Origin of the sequence: Massilia sp. Root418 (genome assembly GCF_001425265.1) — a bacterium.
Classification (GTDB): domain Bacteria; phylum Pseudomonadota; class Gammaproteobacteria; order Burkholderiales; family Burkholderiaceae_D; genus Rugamonas.
In genome coordinates, this window is record NZ_LMEC01000020.1 from 89,342 (window position 1) to 104,238 (window position 14,897).

A 14,897-nucleotide genomic window follows, 5' to 3' on the forward strand; every position below is an offset into this window, starting at 1 on the left:
CGGCTCCGCGCTAAATCTTCGCCCCGAAATGGTGGGAATTTGACGCCCATTTTCAAATCGGGCTATCGCTTCATGCCCGGGACCGAGGTTCTTGCCTCCGGGTACGAAGCCGCTGGTCCAGCTTGAAGCGAAGTACAGCGCCGGAATGGGCAAAACCGCCCCTGAGCCGCCGGTCGCAAGTCAACAAACAGCCCCTCAACAATAGAAGCCTTTATGACGACGTAAGGCAATAGGCTAGGCAATGCCACATAGGTAGAGCGCCTTATCAGCTAGGATTGCGGAACGACGGACGACGAATTCTTCGTAGTTATCGTTGAAAAGCTCATTTGGACAAAGGTGTGACTGAAGGATTTTATCAATATTTCCCCCCATTCTCTCTCGATATTGACTTGGAGCATCGCCACCCAACGCGCGGTTATCTGCGCGAGCAATAAAACAAAAGTTCGCAAGAATACTCTCACCACGTTGAGTTTGAGCGGACGCCGTTAAATATGCCTTAGGCATGAGGTGATGGAATTCCTTGCGGTTGTATTGTTGAAGCTTTTGGCGAAGGTTGACCGGGGTACCACTTATGAAGTTTAGAGGAGATGATTGAGCTAACAGTGCAATGAACGTTTTTGTGTTGACCGATCCGATTAAGAAACGATTCTCAAGGAAAAAATCTCGCGAAATGTTGACAGCGACGTCAGCAAGGCGCGACACCACCCCGTTGCGCAGGTTACGAGCTTCTGTTATGTCAGCATCAAGGTGCCTTAAAACTCCAGCGCTGTAGCGGCCAGAGAAAGCAGATCGCCAGAACCATTGAGACAAAATTTCGCGCTGGTTGTCATTTACCGCCACTTCCTCATTTCCGGGAGCGGCAAAAAATACCGACAAGGGAACAAGAATGTTTTCGAACGGCAAATTCTCGATAGATGGTAAATGGAAGGTGTTTTCTAAGAAGTCTAGCGCACCACGAATCCCGTTGACCACCTCACGGAACCGTTGTCGGACCGCAGCACCGTTCAACTGAACTAGGCTTTCGGGCCTGGACGATCCAGTTAATATTGCAGCTGTGCAACGCAAGAGCAAGCTAATGTCATTAGAAAGTTCGGAGAAGCCGTAGTCACCAAGCTCAGAAATCAAATCTTCAAATTCGGACTGAAGCTGAAATTCTTCACTCCATGTCCATGCCGATAAAAGTTGAAGTGTGTCGAGAGGAATTCCTTGCCTATTGATCCGCTCAAATATGATCGCAACTTTTTCTTTCTCATCTGTTCGAAACGCTTGAACTGGAATCCGCGCCTCCCTGAAGACGGTCTGCATAGCATCAATTTTTAGCGCCAAATCATCATTCATGGGCCGGGTCAATCTTCGGTATTCGGTGGTGTTAAAAATTGCTCGAAGTGGAAAATGGCGAGCAGCGTCAACCTCATCAGGGGAAAGTGCAAAGAACTGAGATTCCTGAACATCCGCAACCTGATGATAGTCGAAATAAACGTCCTTCCACGCAGCAGAATCTCCCTGAAGTTCTGTTTGAAAGACTCCGAAGATCGACGTAATACGCTGCTGTCCATCAAGCACATAATCGATTGGAAAATCGGCGTGTGGGTCTGGCAGATCAAAAGGGCCAAGCGTATGCTCGGTCCTCAGCCGCTCACTAGTTCTCCAAAAGAGAAGGGAGCCGAACGGATAGCCCTTATAAATGCTATCGATCAAGAAGGCGACGCGATCAGGCTCCCAAACAAACCCGCGCTGGAAGGCAGGTATCCGAATTTGGCCACGATATACTGCGTCTAATATCTCACGAATCGTCAGATTGTCCATTCTTATTCCGATACTTTAGGTTGATGGCGATACCTTGGGGGAGGTCCGTTTCTGGCCGAGTGTGGCCTTTGGCTAAGCCAGTGCTTCATCGATATCGCTGCCATTCAGCCCACACCTTCGAAGCGATGCCGCCATACGCTTCCACAGGGCCTGCGGTCGCAACGTCGAACCACTTACAAAATTCCTCATGGACTATTCGCCGCACATCGTCCTCCGATTTTGCGTGCTTCAGCCGAGGGATTATGGTTCCAACTTCTGGCTCGTATTCGTCAGTGTTCGCTTCAAAATTAATGCCGATTGGGTCGGCCTCAAAGAGAACCTTCGAGAGCGCGTCGAAGAGCGCGCGAAATTCGTTTCGGATAGTTTCTCTCTTCTCTACTTCAGCGCTGTAAACCATAAATCCTATCCTGTTTTTGAAAACAAATGTCTGTCTGCTTTTGGCCGAGTTCGGTATCAAAAATGGTGCAAGAAGCTACTTCGACTTACGTTGTCAATGCTCAAGGCAAAGTAGGCCGTAACCGACTCTGTAGCGCCTCTTTAATTAACGTGACATGTATTTCCGAGGATATCCCCACTCGTGGCCAGTTGTATTGGATGTTCGACTCGACTGGACGTCCAGTTAATGCTCGAAGTTCCACAACGAAAGACCGAAATTCTCCATCTGTCATGCCAAGACGATTGGCCATTGATCCGACATCAAATGCAAGTTCCGCCTGGTTTCCCGAGGCGATGTTGCTATGGTACACAGTAGCCTTGCCCTTGGGTTGCGATTTGAAGCGAACTCCACTTCCACTGTCGTGTGGGCTCGGTGAGCCAAAATATAGAGAAAGCGCATCAACGAGTAACCTAAATGTTCCGTTTTCCATTTAATTCCATTGTTTGAAATAGATAGCCTAAACAATTTGAGCGACCGCTCCTGGCCGAGAACGGCCTACCAACGACAGGATATCATCTTGCCCAAATGAAAAATACACAGATTCTCACAACGGCAGAGAATCGCCGAAAGTTCCCTGATCCGTACTTGTATGTCAGCCATGCCGCATGCAAGCTGACGCATTTCCACCTCCAGCGCCCGCCGGATAGTTGGCTACCGCAACTGCAATGCACACGCTGGCGACGCCAGCCAAAAGGGGCAGCTGCAGCACCAGCACCAGCACCGTGATCGGCAATACCGAGCAAAGCACCGGTGCACGTCCAGCAAACCACCTGCGGCCGTAGTTGCATCAGCCGCGTAATTTGAGCAGATTCTGCTGGGCACTCCACAAGGCGTTTGCCTGCGAGTGTTTGTCTCGAGCAAAAAATTGCACTCAGAGAAGTTACTTCTGTGCAATGAAAATCCTCTTGCTAGTTGGCCGGATGGCCGACTATACTTCATGAAACACTGTATAAAATCACAGTACCGGAGTTATCATGCTTGTTCCACCATTTACCGTTACGCCTGTTGCCCAAGCTGCTCTGGATCTAGCGGTACGTTCTAGCGTGTGGCGTGCAAGCGAACTTGCCGTATCACGTGCCACGACGACGACGACCGGTCATCCAGTTCTGGATAGCCAGCTGCCCAACGAAGGATGGCCAAGGTCGGCACTGGTCGAACTGCTGGTCCAGCAACACGGTATCGGCGAGATGCAGTTGTTGAAGCCCGCACTGGCGTCGCTATCTCGACAACATAGGGTCGCCCTGATACAGCCGCCGTATCTTCCCCACGCGATGGCATGCCGGTCATGGCGGATGAATGAACAGAATGTGCTCTGGCTTCGCCCCCAGAGCTCGGCAGATGCGCTCTGGTCAGCGGAGCAAATCCTGAAGAATGGAAGTTGCGGTGGCGTAGTGCTTTGGCAGTCGAACGTGCGACCCGAAGCACTGCGGCGCCTCAACCTGGCCGCGCAGTCCACGGATACTTGGTTATGGCTGGTTCGGCCACTGACGGCCGCCGCTGACGCGTCCCCCTCTCCGCTGCGTCTTGCACTGCGGCCCGCGCTGGGCGGCGTCTCGGTGGACATCATCAAGCGACGAGGCCCGCATTGTGAATCACCGATTTTCGTACCCCTGATTGATATGCCCGCTGGTCGCCAGCTGTGGGAAAAAGAACATGAAACTCCTGCTCAGCGCACACCTGCCACTTCTACCGCTCGAGTCGCTGCGCCCATGTTGGTCTGAGCCGGGGCTGTATGCAGTCACCGACAAAGGAATCGTCATATCCATGTCGACGGAAGCCGGCCGGGCGGGCGTGCGGCTTGGGATGCGCAGCGGGGGTGTGATGGCTGTATCGCCTGACACGGCTATTCTTGAACGCAGCCTTGCCAAAGAGGACCTTGCACTCAATGCCATCGCGACTGCGATGATGCAGTACACGCCGGAAGTCACGTTTCAACCGGACTTCTCGGTGCTGCTGGAAGTCAGCGCCAGCCTCGCGCTCTTTCGCGGACCGCACGCTTTATGCGCACGTGTGACGAAAAGCATCGAAGCGCTGGGCTTTACCGTGCAACTCGGCGCGGCCCCAACGGCCGAAGGCGCATGGCTGCTCGCCCGTAGCGTCCGGACAAAAAATGTCGTGTTTCGCCGCCGCATGGTGTCCGTGGCGAGCATGCAGCAACGGCTGGACCTGCTGCCTTGCGCTCTGGTGCCGGCAGCGGCCCCTTTCCATGATTGGCTCAATGACATCGGTGCCAAGCGGATCGGCGCCCTGCGAAGGCTTCCGCGAGCTGGTCTTCTACGTCGCACCAGCAAGGAACTCCTGGCAGCGCTGGACCGCGCCTACGGCGAAGCGCCCGAGATGCATGAATGGATCAAGCCGCCGCTGCATTTCTCCGCACGCATCGAGACCTTTGACCGTGTTGAGAGCGCCGAAGCGCTGCTGCACGGTGCCACCGGACTCATCCTTCAACTAGTCGGCTGGCTCACTTCGCTGCAACGGGCGGTACGGGTATTCACCCTCGCCCTGGAGCATGAGCGGGGCCATTCGGCTATCGCGCCAACGGTGCTTGAGGTGGCACTTGCCGAGCCAGTCTGGCACGAGGCCCATCTGCTCCGCCTGCTCAAGGAGCGCCTGGCAAAAACGGAACTAGAACGGCCCGTGATTGCACTGCGGCTCGAAGCGGTGAAGATTGAATCGATGCTGCCGCCGAACGCAAGCCTGTTCCCGGAACCCGGCGGGTCACCGCAGGACTACGCGCGCTTGCTTGAGCTGTTGACCGCCAGGCTGGGAGCCGACAATGTGCTTGTGCCCGCCGACCTGGAGGACTACCGGCCCGAGGTGTGCAACGCGTGGGTGCCGGCGACGGCCAAGCGCCCGAAAACACAGATAGAGGAGATTCTGGAGGGCCGGCCCTTCTGGCTTTTGCCCAAGCCCATCAGGCTGCTGATGCGCGACGAGCGCCCGTTCTACGTCAGCCCGCTCAAAATCATCGACGGTCCCGAACGCCTGGAGGCAGGCTGGTGGAACGACCAGACCGCCGCGCGCGACTACTACGTTGCGCAAGCGGCCAATGCCGCGTGCTACTGGATCTATTTCGAGCGTGTCGCCGAAGACCCCCGGTGGTATTTGCACGGGCTGTTTGCGTGACCCATGCACATCATTCCGTCCAGACCAACAGCCGCCGCGGCCGGGCTGCCAGATTATGTGGAGCTGCAATGCTATACCCATTTTTCCTTTCTGCGCGGCGCGTCCGCGCCTGAGCAGCTGGTTGAGCGCGCGCATCAACTTGGGTATGTGGCGCTGGCCATTACCGACGAGTGTTCACTCGCCGGCGTCGTACGCGCGCATGTCACCGCGAAAGAGCTTGGCCTGCAGCTTCTCATCGGCAGCCAGCTCGACGTGACGCCGGAAGACGGCAGTGCACCGTTTCGCATCATCATCATCGCGATGAACCGCAACGGCTACGGCAACCTCAGCGAGCTGATCACGGTCGGGCGGATGCGTGCCGAGAAGGGACACTACCTAGTTCGGCCCCGCGATATCGCCACGCCGGTCGGCGACCTGGTGCATCTGCGCGGCCTGCCCGACTGCCAGTTCATCCTGGCCCCCAAGTACTGCGGCGCCTACGAGGAAGTGGTGCGTCAGGCGGCGTGGCTGGTTCAATGCGCACCGGGCCGGGTGCGCATCGCGCTCACCCTGCACCACAGGAACAAGGATGCGGCACACCGCCAGCTGGTACAGGCCTTGTCGGAGGAATTCAGCATGCCCGTCGTCGCCACGGGTGATGTGGCCATGCACGTGCGCTCGTATAAGCCCATCCACGACACCATGACGGCCATCCGGCACGGGGTGCCCGTGGCGCAGTGCGGCTATAAGCTGCCGCCTAACGCCGAGCAGCACCTGCGTTCGCGCGTGCGGCTGGGCAACCTCTATCCCCGCGAGACCCTGGACGAGACCGTGCGCCTGGCACAGCTATGCAATTTCTCGCTCGACGAGTTGCGCTACGAGTATCCGCATGAACTTGTGCCGGAAGGTGAAACGCCGGCGTCCTATCTGCGCAAGGAAGCCTACATCGGCGCCGACTGGCGCTACCCCGGCGGGATTCCAGACAATGTCCAGGCGCAGCTGGAGCACGAACTGGACATCATCGGGGAACTGCAGTTCGAGCCGTATTTCCTGACCGTCTTCGACATCGTCCGTTTCGCCAGGTCCCAGCAAATCCTGTGTCAAGGCCGTGGTTCGGCCGCAAATTCCGCCGTGTGCTACTGCCTGGGCGTGACCGAGGTGGACCCGTCGCGCGGCACGCTCCTGTTCGAGCGCTTCATGTCGAAAGAAAGGAACGAACCACCCGATATCGACATCGATTTCGAGCACCAGCGCCGCGAGGAGGTCCTCCAGTATGTCTATAGAAAATATGGCAGGATGCGTGCGGCGTTGACGGCCGTCGTCATCTCGTACCGGCCGAAATCCGTGCTGCGCGACGTCGGCAAAGCCCTCGGCGTCGACTTGAGCGTGGTCGACAAAGTCGCAAAAGCCTCGAGCTCGTGGGGTGGCCGCGCAGACCTGCAGCAGCGCCTCCTGGACTGCGGTTTCGACCCCGAATCGTCCATCGCCGAAAAGTGGAACGACCTGGCCGACGCGCTCATGAGCGTGCCCCGGCACTTGAGCCAGCACCCGGGCGGCTTCGTGATCTCGCACACGAAGCTGTCGCGCCTGGTGCCCATCGAGGCGGCGGCGATGGAGGACAGGAGCGTGGTGCAATGGGACAAGGACGACCTTGATGCCGTGGGCCTACTCAAGATCGACCTGCTGGCGTTGGGCATGCTGTCGTGCATCCGGCGCGCGCTGGAGCTGGTCTCCGAGCAGCGCGGTGCGCGTTTCGAAATGGGCGACATCCCGGCCGAGGACCCGGCCACCTACGACATGATCTGCCAGGCCGACACGATGGGCGTTTTTCAGATTGAGAGCCGCGCCCAGATGTCGATGCTGCCGCGCTTGCAGCCGAGGACGTTCTACGACCTGGTCATCGAGGTGGCCATCATCCGCCCCGGCCCGATTCAGGGCGGGATGATACATCCCTACCTGCGCCGTCGCCAGGGCCTGGACCCGGTCACGTACCCGAGCCCGGAAATCGAAGGCGTGCTGGAAAGGACATTGGGCATTCCCATCTTCCAGGAACAGGTGATGAGCATCGCCATGGTGGCCGCCGGCTTCTCGGCGGGCAAAGCCGATGCGCTGCGCCGGGCGATGGCCGCGTGGAAAAAGAAAGGCAATCTGGAGCAATTCGAAGCCGACCTGCTCAACGGCATGACCGCGCGTGGCTACACCGTTGAATTCGCCAACTCCATCGTCGGCCAAATTCGCGGCTTCGCGGAATACGGTTTTCCTGAATCGCACTCGAGCAGCTTTGCGCTGCTGGCCTACGCCTCCAGCTGGCTCAAATGCCATCAGCCGGCGGCATTCCTGGCGGCGCTGCTCAATAGCCAGCCGATGGGGTTTTATTCGCGCTCGTCCCTGGTGCAGGATGCGCGCCGGCATGGCGTTGAGGTCCGCTCGGTCGACGTGTGTGTCAGCAGTTGGGAGGCGACGCTGGAGGCGCCCACTACAGGGCCACAACCGGCAGTACGCCTTGGCCTGAACAACGTCAAGGGTCTAGAGCAGGATGCGGCGTGGCGCATCGAGGAGGCCCGTGCTATCGACGCCTTCAACAGCACGGCCGACCTGGCGGCCCGCGCCAACCTGCATGCCGGCCACATGGGGGCGTTGGCCAGTGCCAATGCGTTGGCATCCCTGTCAGGCAACCGCAGCCAGGCAATGTGGCAGGCGGCTGCCAGCGTGCCGGATAAGGGGCTTCTGCGTCCTGCGGCAATCAGTGAAGAGACGATCGAGCTGGATGCGCCGACCGAGGCGGAAAATGTGGCGGCTGACTACCGGTATGTCGGCTTGACGCTCGGACGCCATCCCTTGAGTTTCCTGCGTGAGCGCTTATCGAAGTTACGGTTTATCCCGAGCGATGTGCTGGCTGGTTTTTCGAATGGCCAGTTGGCGCGGGGCTGTGGGATCGTCACGGTGCGTCAACGGCCAAGCACGGCGGCCGGCGTGGTCTTCATCACGCTCGAGGATGAGGCCGGCACGGTGAACGTCATCTGCTGGCCGAGTCTGGTCGAGCAATTCCGCCGTGAGGTCATGGGCGCACAGTTGCTTGGGGTGTACGGGGTGTGGCAGTCGGAAAGCAACGTCCGTCACCTGGTCGCCAAACGCCTGGTTGATCTGAGCCACCTGCTCGGCGAGCTGGACACCCGTAGCCGGGATTTTCACTGATACCGCAGTTCAAGAACAGCATGAGAACAGTCCCTGTCGTCTATGGACGCGGGGGACTTCGCCAACCCATGCAGGCCAACGGCGCTGTCGCACATGGCCACCACCCGGGCACTTCCCAATTGTGGTAATTTTCGTATCCAGGCAACACAACCAGCGCCTGGCAACTCCGGAGGAACCATGTGTGTGAACTACGTCACCGTTAGTCGTCAACTGGCGTTCGAATGGTTCCGCACGCCCATGGAAATGAATGAGGACTGGCGGGAAGAGATGTATCGCGACTACCAGGGGCTGTTTATCGTGCATGACGAGCACCGCCAGCGAAAAGGCATGGTCGGAAGTTATGGCTTCGTCCCGCAACGCCATCGGCCTTTCAAGAAGCTCACCAAGGAAGAGGAAGCGAAGGTTCAGCAGGCCAGGGCCGCAGGCAAAGCACTGCCCAAGCCCAAGCGCATCGCCATGGATACCATGAACGCTCGCGCCGAGGAAGTTGGGAGCAAGGTCAACTACAAGCGCTTCTGGCTCGCTCAGCACCTATGCATTGTGCCGGCGCTCACCGTGTTCGAACCGAACTGGGAGACCGGCGTTCACGAGCGCTGGGCGCTTGAACTGGCCAGCAAGGAGCCCTTCGGGCTGCCCGGTATGTGGCGCACCTGGGAAGAGGAAGACGGGACCATTACAAACAGTTTTACCCACTTCACCCTGAATGCCGATGACCACCCTCTGCTAAAACGGTTCCATCGCCCAAACGAGGAGAAGCGCGGCGTGGCCATCCTGCGGCCTGAGCACTACGACGACTGGCTCGGCTCCAAAAATCCGGAATTTGCGCGCGCGCTCATTGAGCTGTACCGCCCTGAAGAATTGAGCGCGTACGCCGCACCTAAATCAAAGACGACGGCAAGGTCCGACGCTGCCGAACTAAAACAGGAAGACGCGCGGGTGCAACGAATCACTGAGGATGAGCCGCAGCAAGGTTCATTGTTTGGATTTTGAAGGTCGAATTGTCAGTCCAATTCCCGCCCCTTACGCTACCCGCGGCTTAGATCGCAACAAGGAAGATGTTGGCTGGCGCTCCTCGCCATTATCGGTGTGCAGATACTCCACAGGTACAGCTTGGCGAACTGAAGTGTAAGAATCTGCGCATTTTTCGTCGGAGCAAGATGTTATGCTGCACTAACTGTTACGCAGGGGAGTGTTGCATCGACCGGTTGCATCCACAGCCATGAACAGTCGAATGCGGGGGCTCTCCCTAAATTTAGACGGCTCTGATTGGCACTGAATCGAAAAGATCTTAAATCACTCGACCGCTTGACCTATGCCATCAGTGCATATCCTCGTACTGATACTTGATGGGAGCAGTGCGGCGGAATAAATACGTGCGCCAAGCGCCTTGAAATCCACATGCGAGGCCAAATCTACCAATAGATCGCCAAATCTTCCTCCCGGGGCACACTAAAATCGCAGCCCGTATTCCTCAGTGCAATATTCCTTATATGCAATAAAAGATTTTTTAATCAAATCCTGGAAATAAAGGAGACCACTCACGAGAGCCTCTACCATGTTCCCAGAGAAGTGTCAGTGTTGTCTTTGGGACATTATAAGGAAATATTAACAATCGCTGGAAATTTGAGTACCCTAAAGCACTCTCTCTTCTACGATCATCGTCCCACCCTTTTTCCGTCGCACGCGCTGCGAGAATTTCGTATCCAACATCTGAGGAGAACTGCTTTACGGCATCTCGCTCAGTAGCGCTAGACCATGCGACCGGCCCCAAGGGCTCAAATGCCTTCGATGAGCTATGTTCCTTTACCCCGTATTTTAGCTTGACCATTCCCGGATCTATTCCGGTCTTTTCAATCTCTCGCAAGAACCGATCCTCACCAATATCCGTTACTACGCAATACGAGAATACGAATTTTCGCTTCTGGAATGCAACGCGCTCCGCCCTGCTCAATGGCTCACAATGAATAGTATGATGCGGCTTACGCTCTCTGGTCCCCATCAAATCGCCGAGAATATTGAGCGTTTGAGTCCCACTCAGCAAGCAATCATCCACGAAATAGATCTCATCATTTACGTTTGTTTGTAGCAATGCCGTCGAAAGGTCATCTGCGAACAGTAAATTTTCGGCGATTGATGAATGGGATGCTAAATATTTTATGATTGCTGTACTTCCTGTTTGATCCCCCAGAGGAGCAATAACAAGTTTCCCTCCACACGATGAGCTTAGTTCGGTAGTTAGCAGTTTCTCCATCGAGGCGCCTAATTCCCACATCGGGAAAAATCGGCTATGAACCAGCATTCTCAATACTCCTCGAATACGTTCGGTGGTCCCGAATTGTAATAAAAACGCAGCGAGATGCTGAGTAGTCACGGGGAGTCTATAGTTGCCAAACCGCATGCTTAAATCGACTATGGAATTTTGCTCGCCCTCACTTAGCACAGTTAAACTATTTAGGTTCCCTCGAAACCCTCTGATGGAAAATACTTCAGCATCAAGTTTTTCAGCAAACCAACGAAAAACCCATTGATGCGTAGTAAAAGGCGCGTCAGGAGCATTTCCCGCAGCATCTCTATATAAGTTGCGTAAATCCGCGAGAGTGTTATTACTAAAACCCAACTTTGATTTGAACGGTTTATCTACCGGATAAAAAACCCGGACTAAGTGAAGTATCAAAGTATAAAATTGCATCTTCGTACGTACATCCACAACGGACCACGCAGCGGGACTGACATACCGAAACACAAGAAGATGCTCACTAACGACTAAGGGGTGAATACTTCCTTTAAAAACAGAAGCTAGTACAAGGTAGCAATAAATGAGGAAGTTTTGCGTCTCCAACAAATCATCGCTGAATAGTTTAGACCGAAGTCGCGCGGATACAATTGAAACAATCGACTCAATCGATTTTAGGATACCGATCGACACATCACTGTCTTTCTTAATATGCTCACGCCATTTCAAACCAGGATTGAGCAGCAATGGCAGCAATGTGCGACCCAGCTTTGCCTCGACCGGAGAGGCACCCAGATTTTTTTCTAGAAACTCACAAATCCTGGAATAATAGGAGGATACATGAGAAGATATGGAATCATCTGGATTGAGTTGAAGTAAAAATTCACACAATAAATCAATATCTCCAAACGCATCGATCTCGTCATATAGATCACCATCAAACATAGTGACCATCAAAGCCTTACTTAGCCTCGACCGTTTTTCGAGTTGAACATTCTTAAATGAATCAAAATCGCCACCCACATTTATTGCAGCCTCGAATTCACTTACATACCCTATTCTGTCCTTGATATTAATTATCGGCTCAAAATGCCAAGATAGGTCAAGAAATGGCGTTCCATCAATCAAATCTTTGACTTGCCCCGCTGTGGAGGTCGAAAATGTAGGGTTAGAACTCATAGAAATGTAGGAAATTTTTACTTTGGACTTACATGCAAAAGAGCAAACAGTCCGATTCATAGGAAGAGAGCTCTCAGAATTTCAAGACGTTTTAGCGCAATACAAGAGCATTCAAGCCTTTGCAACCCGCTAATGATGTGGGGAAAAATCTCTTTTCGGCCCATATTTTCGCGCGATTTGCATTGCGCTTGGAACTTACGCTTACCTAAAATAACTGCTCTAGCTCTACGACCATATCATTAAAACAATAGGGATGCATTTAAAAACGATGACTTGCGTTCCAGTAATCGGGATTTCCAACAGGATACCATCTTATCTAAACAAAAAATACACAGATTCTCACGTGCTAGAAAAGAACGGTAGTTTTCACATGCTGTGGAACTGTGTCCGCGAGCCACTCAAGCCAACCTGTTTCCACGCCCGGCACCCGCCGGATAGTTGGCGATTGCCATTCCGATGCCAACGCCGAACAGCCCCGCCAGCAGCGGCAACAACGCAACCGGCACCGCGATCGGCAACACCGAGCAGATCACAGCGCCACATACCGCAAGCCACCCGAGGGAAACGCTCGCGATCCAGATTTCAGGATGGTGCCTGGAAAACTCCCGGCTTTTGACCCAGCGCCGCACCAGACCGTCGGTCAGGCATGCGCCGGCCAGCATCAGCAGGCCCGGCGCCAGCTGCGCCAACACGGCCAAGCGAAACACCGCCAGCAGCAAGAGCGCATTGAGCGAACGCAAATAGCCACTGCCGAGGATGCGATGGCCCACCGTGTCCAGCTGGCGGCCCGCGGCGGTGCCCGCCCTGCCCTGCTTGGCCGAGTCCGCCTGCATCAAGGGCGCAGCCACGGGCCGCTCCACCACCGCCAACGCCCGCGCCAGCGCCGTCTGTGCATGCCCTTGGCCCCATGCCGCCCCATGCAAGGCATGTTCGGCACGAACCCGATCAAAAAATGCCGATGCCGACGTGGCCGACGGCAGATACAGCACCAGCACCAACAGAGCCAGCAGCGAGGCGATCGAGACGACGCGGATCATGGCGCCGCCTGCGCGCTGCCGGCGGCAGAAGAAGATTCACCCAGATCGAGCAAGGTAAAGCGGCCCTTGCACAGTCGCCCTCCGGACACCGATGCGAAGAACTGCAGGTTCGGCAGCTTTCCGAGTAGCGAGGTCGGCACCAGCTCGTTCAATTCCTCCGCGATCTGGGTCGATTCCACCATGGTGAAGTCGCCGATGTGCCCATCACACGCCGTGTTGCGCCCAACCTTCATGTTGTGGATCGCAGTCTGGCCGAAGGTCTCGTTGATGAACTCCTGCGTGGGCTGGTCCTTGGTGCGGAAGGCGATCAGGTTGTTCAGGTTGCCCAACGCCATGCGGGCCGCTTCCTGGCTGCCCAGACGCTTGGCCAGATCGGCGATGGTCTGCATAGCCACCGTGGTGTAGATGCCGCCTTCCGCGCCCTTGTTCATGATCTCGATCAGCGGCTGGTTGATCACGTTCGACACCTCGTCGACGAACAGGGAAATGCGTCGGTAGCCGCCCAGGTTGTAGCGGATCCCCGAGCGGGCGGCCAGATCGGCCAGGCACATCGCGCCAATGGCGGAGGCCACCGCAGGATCGGGCAACGAGTCCAGGCACATCAGCAACACATGCCCGCCGCGCTCGATCTTCTCCAGGTTCATGATGGGCCGCTCGTCCTCCGCGTCGAACGGGTCGGGCGACAGCGTGCGCCCCAGTTCGCCGGAGGTGAGCATCGACAGGATCGGCAACAGGTTGGCCGTGATCTTCTGGTAGTGCTCGCGGTTGTGGCGGAACACCCGCACCTGCGAGTCGATCACCTTGTCGTGGCGCGACTCGTGCACGTGGCGCTCGTAGTACTCGACGAACGCCACCAGTTCGGAGCTGGCCACCGGCGACGGCGACTTGATGGCCCCCTTGCGCGTCTTCTCCAGCAACCGCACCAGGTCGGGATTGGTGCGCCAGCCGAGTCCCAGCAGCTCCTCGAAGCAGCGCTTGAGCGTTGCCTCCAGAATTGGCTCGATCCCCGCTTCGATGTACCTGGTCAGTTTCATCAGGTTGGGCCGCTTTTCCAGCCGTACCATGCCTTGCGTCACCACATTGACCGCGTCCCAGCCGAATGCCGAGAAGGCGCCCGCCGTGTCCGGCGGCAAAATGGACTGGATGCGCGAGGCAATTTCGGTCGGCTTTTGCCAGTTGAAGGTGAAGTCCAGCCGCGCGCCGGTTTCCGGGAACGCCGGATGGAACCACAGGAAGGCATCGGCCTCGCGGTAATCGGCGCAGGCACGCTCCACCAGTCGTTTTAAGCGCTTGGAGTTTTTCGGGTCGAGGATGATGACCACGTCGCCGCGCCGGATCGCCTGCGTGATCAGCCAGCCCAGGCACACGCCCTTGCCCGACTGCGTGGTGCCCACCACCAGGGTGCCGCCCTCGAAATTGTGCAGCGGCCGAGCCAGCAACGTCTCGTGCCGCTCCACACCGTGGATGTAAGGCAGCCCGATCTCGTCGTCGGGTTGCGGATTGTCGACGTAGCCCAGCAGCCGCAACAGCGGCGGCGGAATGCGCAGGTCGCGGTAATCGACCTTGGCCAGCTCATAGAGCCGCTGCGAGTGCACCGGCTGCCACTCGAAGCCGAAGCCGAACACCACCAGTTCCATGTCGGGGGCCAGCTTGGCCAGGCGCTTGGTGGTGATCATTTCCATCGCCCGCCCGGACAGCGCCGCTCGCACGGCGATGATGCGCAGGCCCTGACGCGCCCTGAGCACCGCCATCGGCAGCATCACCGCCAGCAGCGCCAGGCCCAGCAACCGTGGCACCACGTCCGGGGTGAACACCACGATGCCCAAGCTGGCCGCGCACCACACGGCGCTCGCCAGCAGCTCCATCGGGCTGCGCCACGGCATCTCATAGTCGCGCATCAGCATCG

9 protein-coding genes are annotated in these 14,897 nt (G+C 56.6%); 4 read left to right on the plus strand and 5 right to left on the minus strand.

Annotated elements, in window-relative coordinates:
* Window positions 1-234 precede the first annotated feature (234 nt).
* The gene (locus ASC94_RS31865; protein ID WP_082616488.1) at window positions 235-1,806 is read right to left on the minus strand and encodes a DUF262 domain-containing protein; all 1,572 of its coding nucleotides are present in this window, start codon (window positions 1,804-1,806) and stop codon (window positions 235-237) included.
* A gap of 85 nt (window positions 1,807-1,891) precedes the next feature.
* Window positions 1,892-2,203: a hypothetical protein gene (locus ASC94_RS12990; protein ID WP_056395216.1), complete on the minus strand. Its 312-nt coding sequence runs from the start codon at window positions 2,201-2,203 to the stop codon at window positions 1,892-1,894.
* A gap of 1,013 nt (window positions 2,204-3,216) precedes the next feature.
* On the opposite strand from ASC94_RS12990, the gene imuA reads away from it, so the two are divergent.
* From imuA to ASC94_RS13005, 4 genes are all read left to right on the plus strand, one after another.
* A complete protein-coding gene (gene imuA / locus ASC94_RS31870; RefSeq protein WP_082616489.1) occupies window positions 3,217-3,963 on the plus strand; it encodes a translesion DNA synthesis-associated protein ImuA in 747 nt (248 codons plus the stop codon).
* Window positions 3,896-5,368 carry a DNA polymerase Y family protein gene (locus tag ASC94_RS12995; RefSeq protein ID WP_082616490.1) on the plus strand — a complete coding sequence of 491 codons (1,473 nt, stop codon included), beginning with the start codon at window positions 3,896-3,898 and terminating at the stop codon, window positions 5,366-5,368. The genes imuA and ASC94_RS12995 overlap by 68 nt, the downstream gene beginning before the upstream one ends.
* Window positions 5,369-5,371: 3 nt before the next feature.
* Window positions 5,372-8,542, plus strand: coding sequence for an error-prone DNA polymerase (locus ASC94_RS13000; RefSeq protein ID WP_056395218.1), 3,171 nt, complete (start codon window positions 5,372-5,374; stop codon window positions 8,540-8,542).
* 183 nt (window positions 8,543-8,725) lie between these two features.
* The gene (locus ASC94_RS13005) at window positions 8,726-9,532 is read left to right on the plus strand and encodes an SOS response-associated peptidase family protein (protein ID WP_162251422.1); all 807 of its coding nucleotides are present in this window, start codon (window positions 8,726-8,728) and stop codon (window positions 9,530-9,532) included.
* A 517-nt stretch (window positions 9,533-10,049) separates the two neighbouring features.
* Here the strand turns inward: ASC94_RS13005 and ASC94_RS32600 are convergent.
* From ASC94_RS32600 to traD, 3 genes are all read right to left on the minus strand, one after another.
* Window positions 10,050-11,954 carry a hypothetical protein gene (locus ASC94_RS32600; protein ID WP_157201435.1) on the minus strand — a complete coding sequence of 635 codons (1,905 nt, stop codon included), beginning with the start codon at window positions 11,952-11,954 and terminating at the stop codon, window positions 10,050-10,052.
* A 398-nt stretch (window positions 11,955-12,352) separates the two neighbouring features.
* Window positions 12,353-12,991 carry a DUF4400 domain-containing protein gene (locus ASC94_RS13010; RefSeq protein WP_056395222.1) on the minus strand — a complete coding sequence of 213 codons (639 nt, stop codon included), beginning with the start codon at window positions 12,989-12,991 and terminating at the stop codon, window positions 12,353-12,355.
* Entirely contained in the window at window positions 12,988-14,895 is a 1,908-nt protein-coding gene (traD, locus tag ASC94_RS13015; protein WP_056395224.1) for a conjugative transfer system coupling protein TraD, read from the minus strand. The genes ASC94_RS13010 and traD overlap by 4 nt, the downstream gene beginning before the upstream one ends.
* Between the last annotated feature and the right edge of the window lie 2 nt (window positions 14,896-14,897).

Bases quoted from the DNA above. Each gene is read 5' to 3' on its own strand.
- ASC94_RS31865 (WP_082616488.1), bottom strand. From the start codon at position 1,806: ATGGACAATCTGACGATTCGTGAGATATTAGACGCAGTATATCGTGGC.
- ASC94_RS12990 (WP_056395216.1), bottom strand. From the start codon at position 2,203: ATGGTTTACAGCGCTGAAGTAGAGAAGAGAGAAACTATCCGAAACGAA.
- imuA (WP_082616489.1), top strand. From the start codon at position 3,217: ATGCTTGTTCCACCATTTACCGTTACGCCTGTTGCCCAAGCTGCTCTG.
- ASC94_RS12995 (WP_082616490.1), top strand. From the start codon at position 3,896: ATGAAACTCCTGCTCAGCGCACACCTGCCACTTCTACCGCTCGAGTCG.
- ASC94_RS13000 (WP_056395218.1), top strand. From the start codon at position 5,372: ATGCACATCATTCCGTCCAGACCAACAGCCGCCGCGGCCGGGCTGCCA.
- ASC94_RS32600 (WP_157201435.1), bottom strand. From the start codon at position 11,954: ATGAGTTCTAACCCTACATTTTCGACCTCCACAGCGGGGCAAGTCAAA.
- ASC94_RS13010 (WP_056395222.1), bottom strand. From the start codon at position 12,991: ATGATCCGCGTCGTCTCGATCGCCTCGCTGCTGGCTCTGTTGGTGCTG.
- traD (WP_056395224.1), bottom strand. From the start codon at position 14,895: ATGCTGATGCGCGACTATGAGATGCCGTGGCGCAGCCCGATGGAGCTG.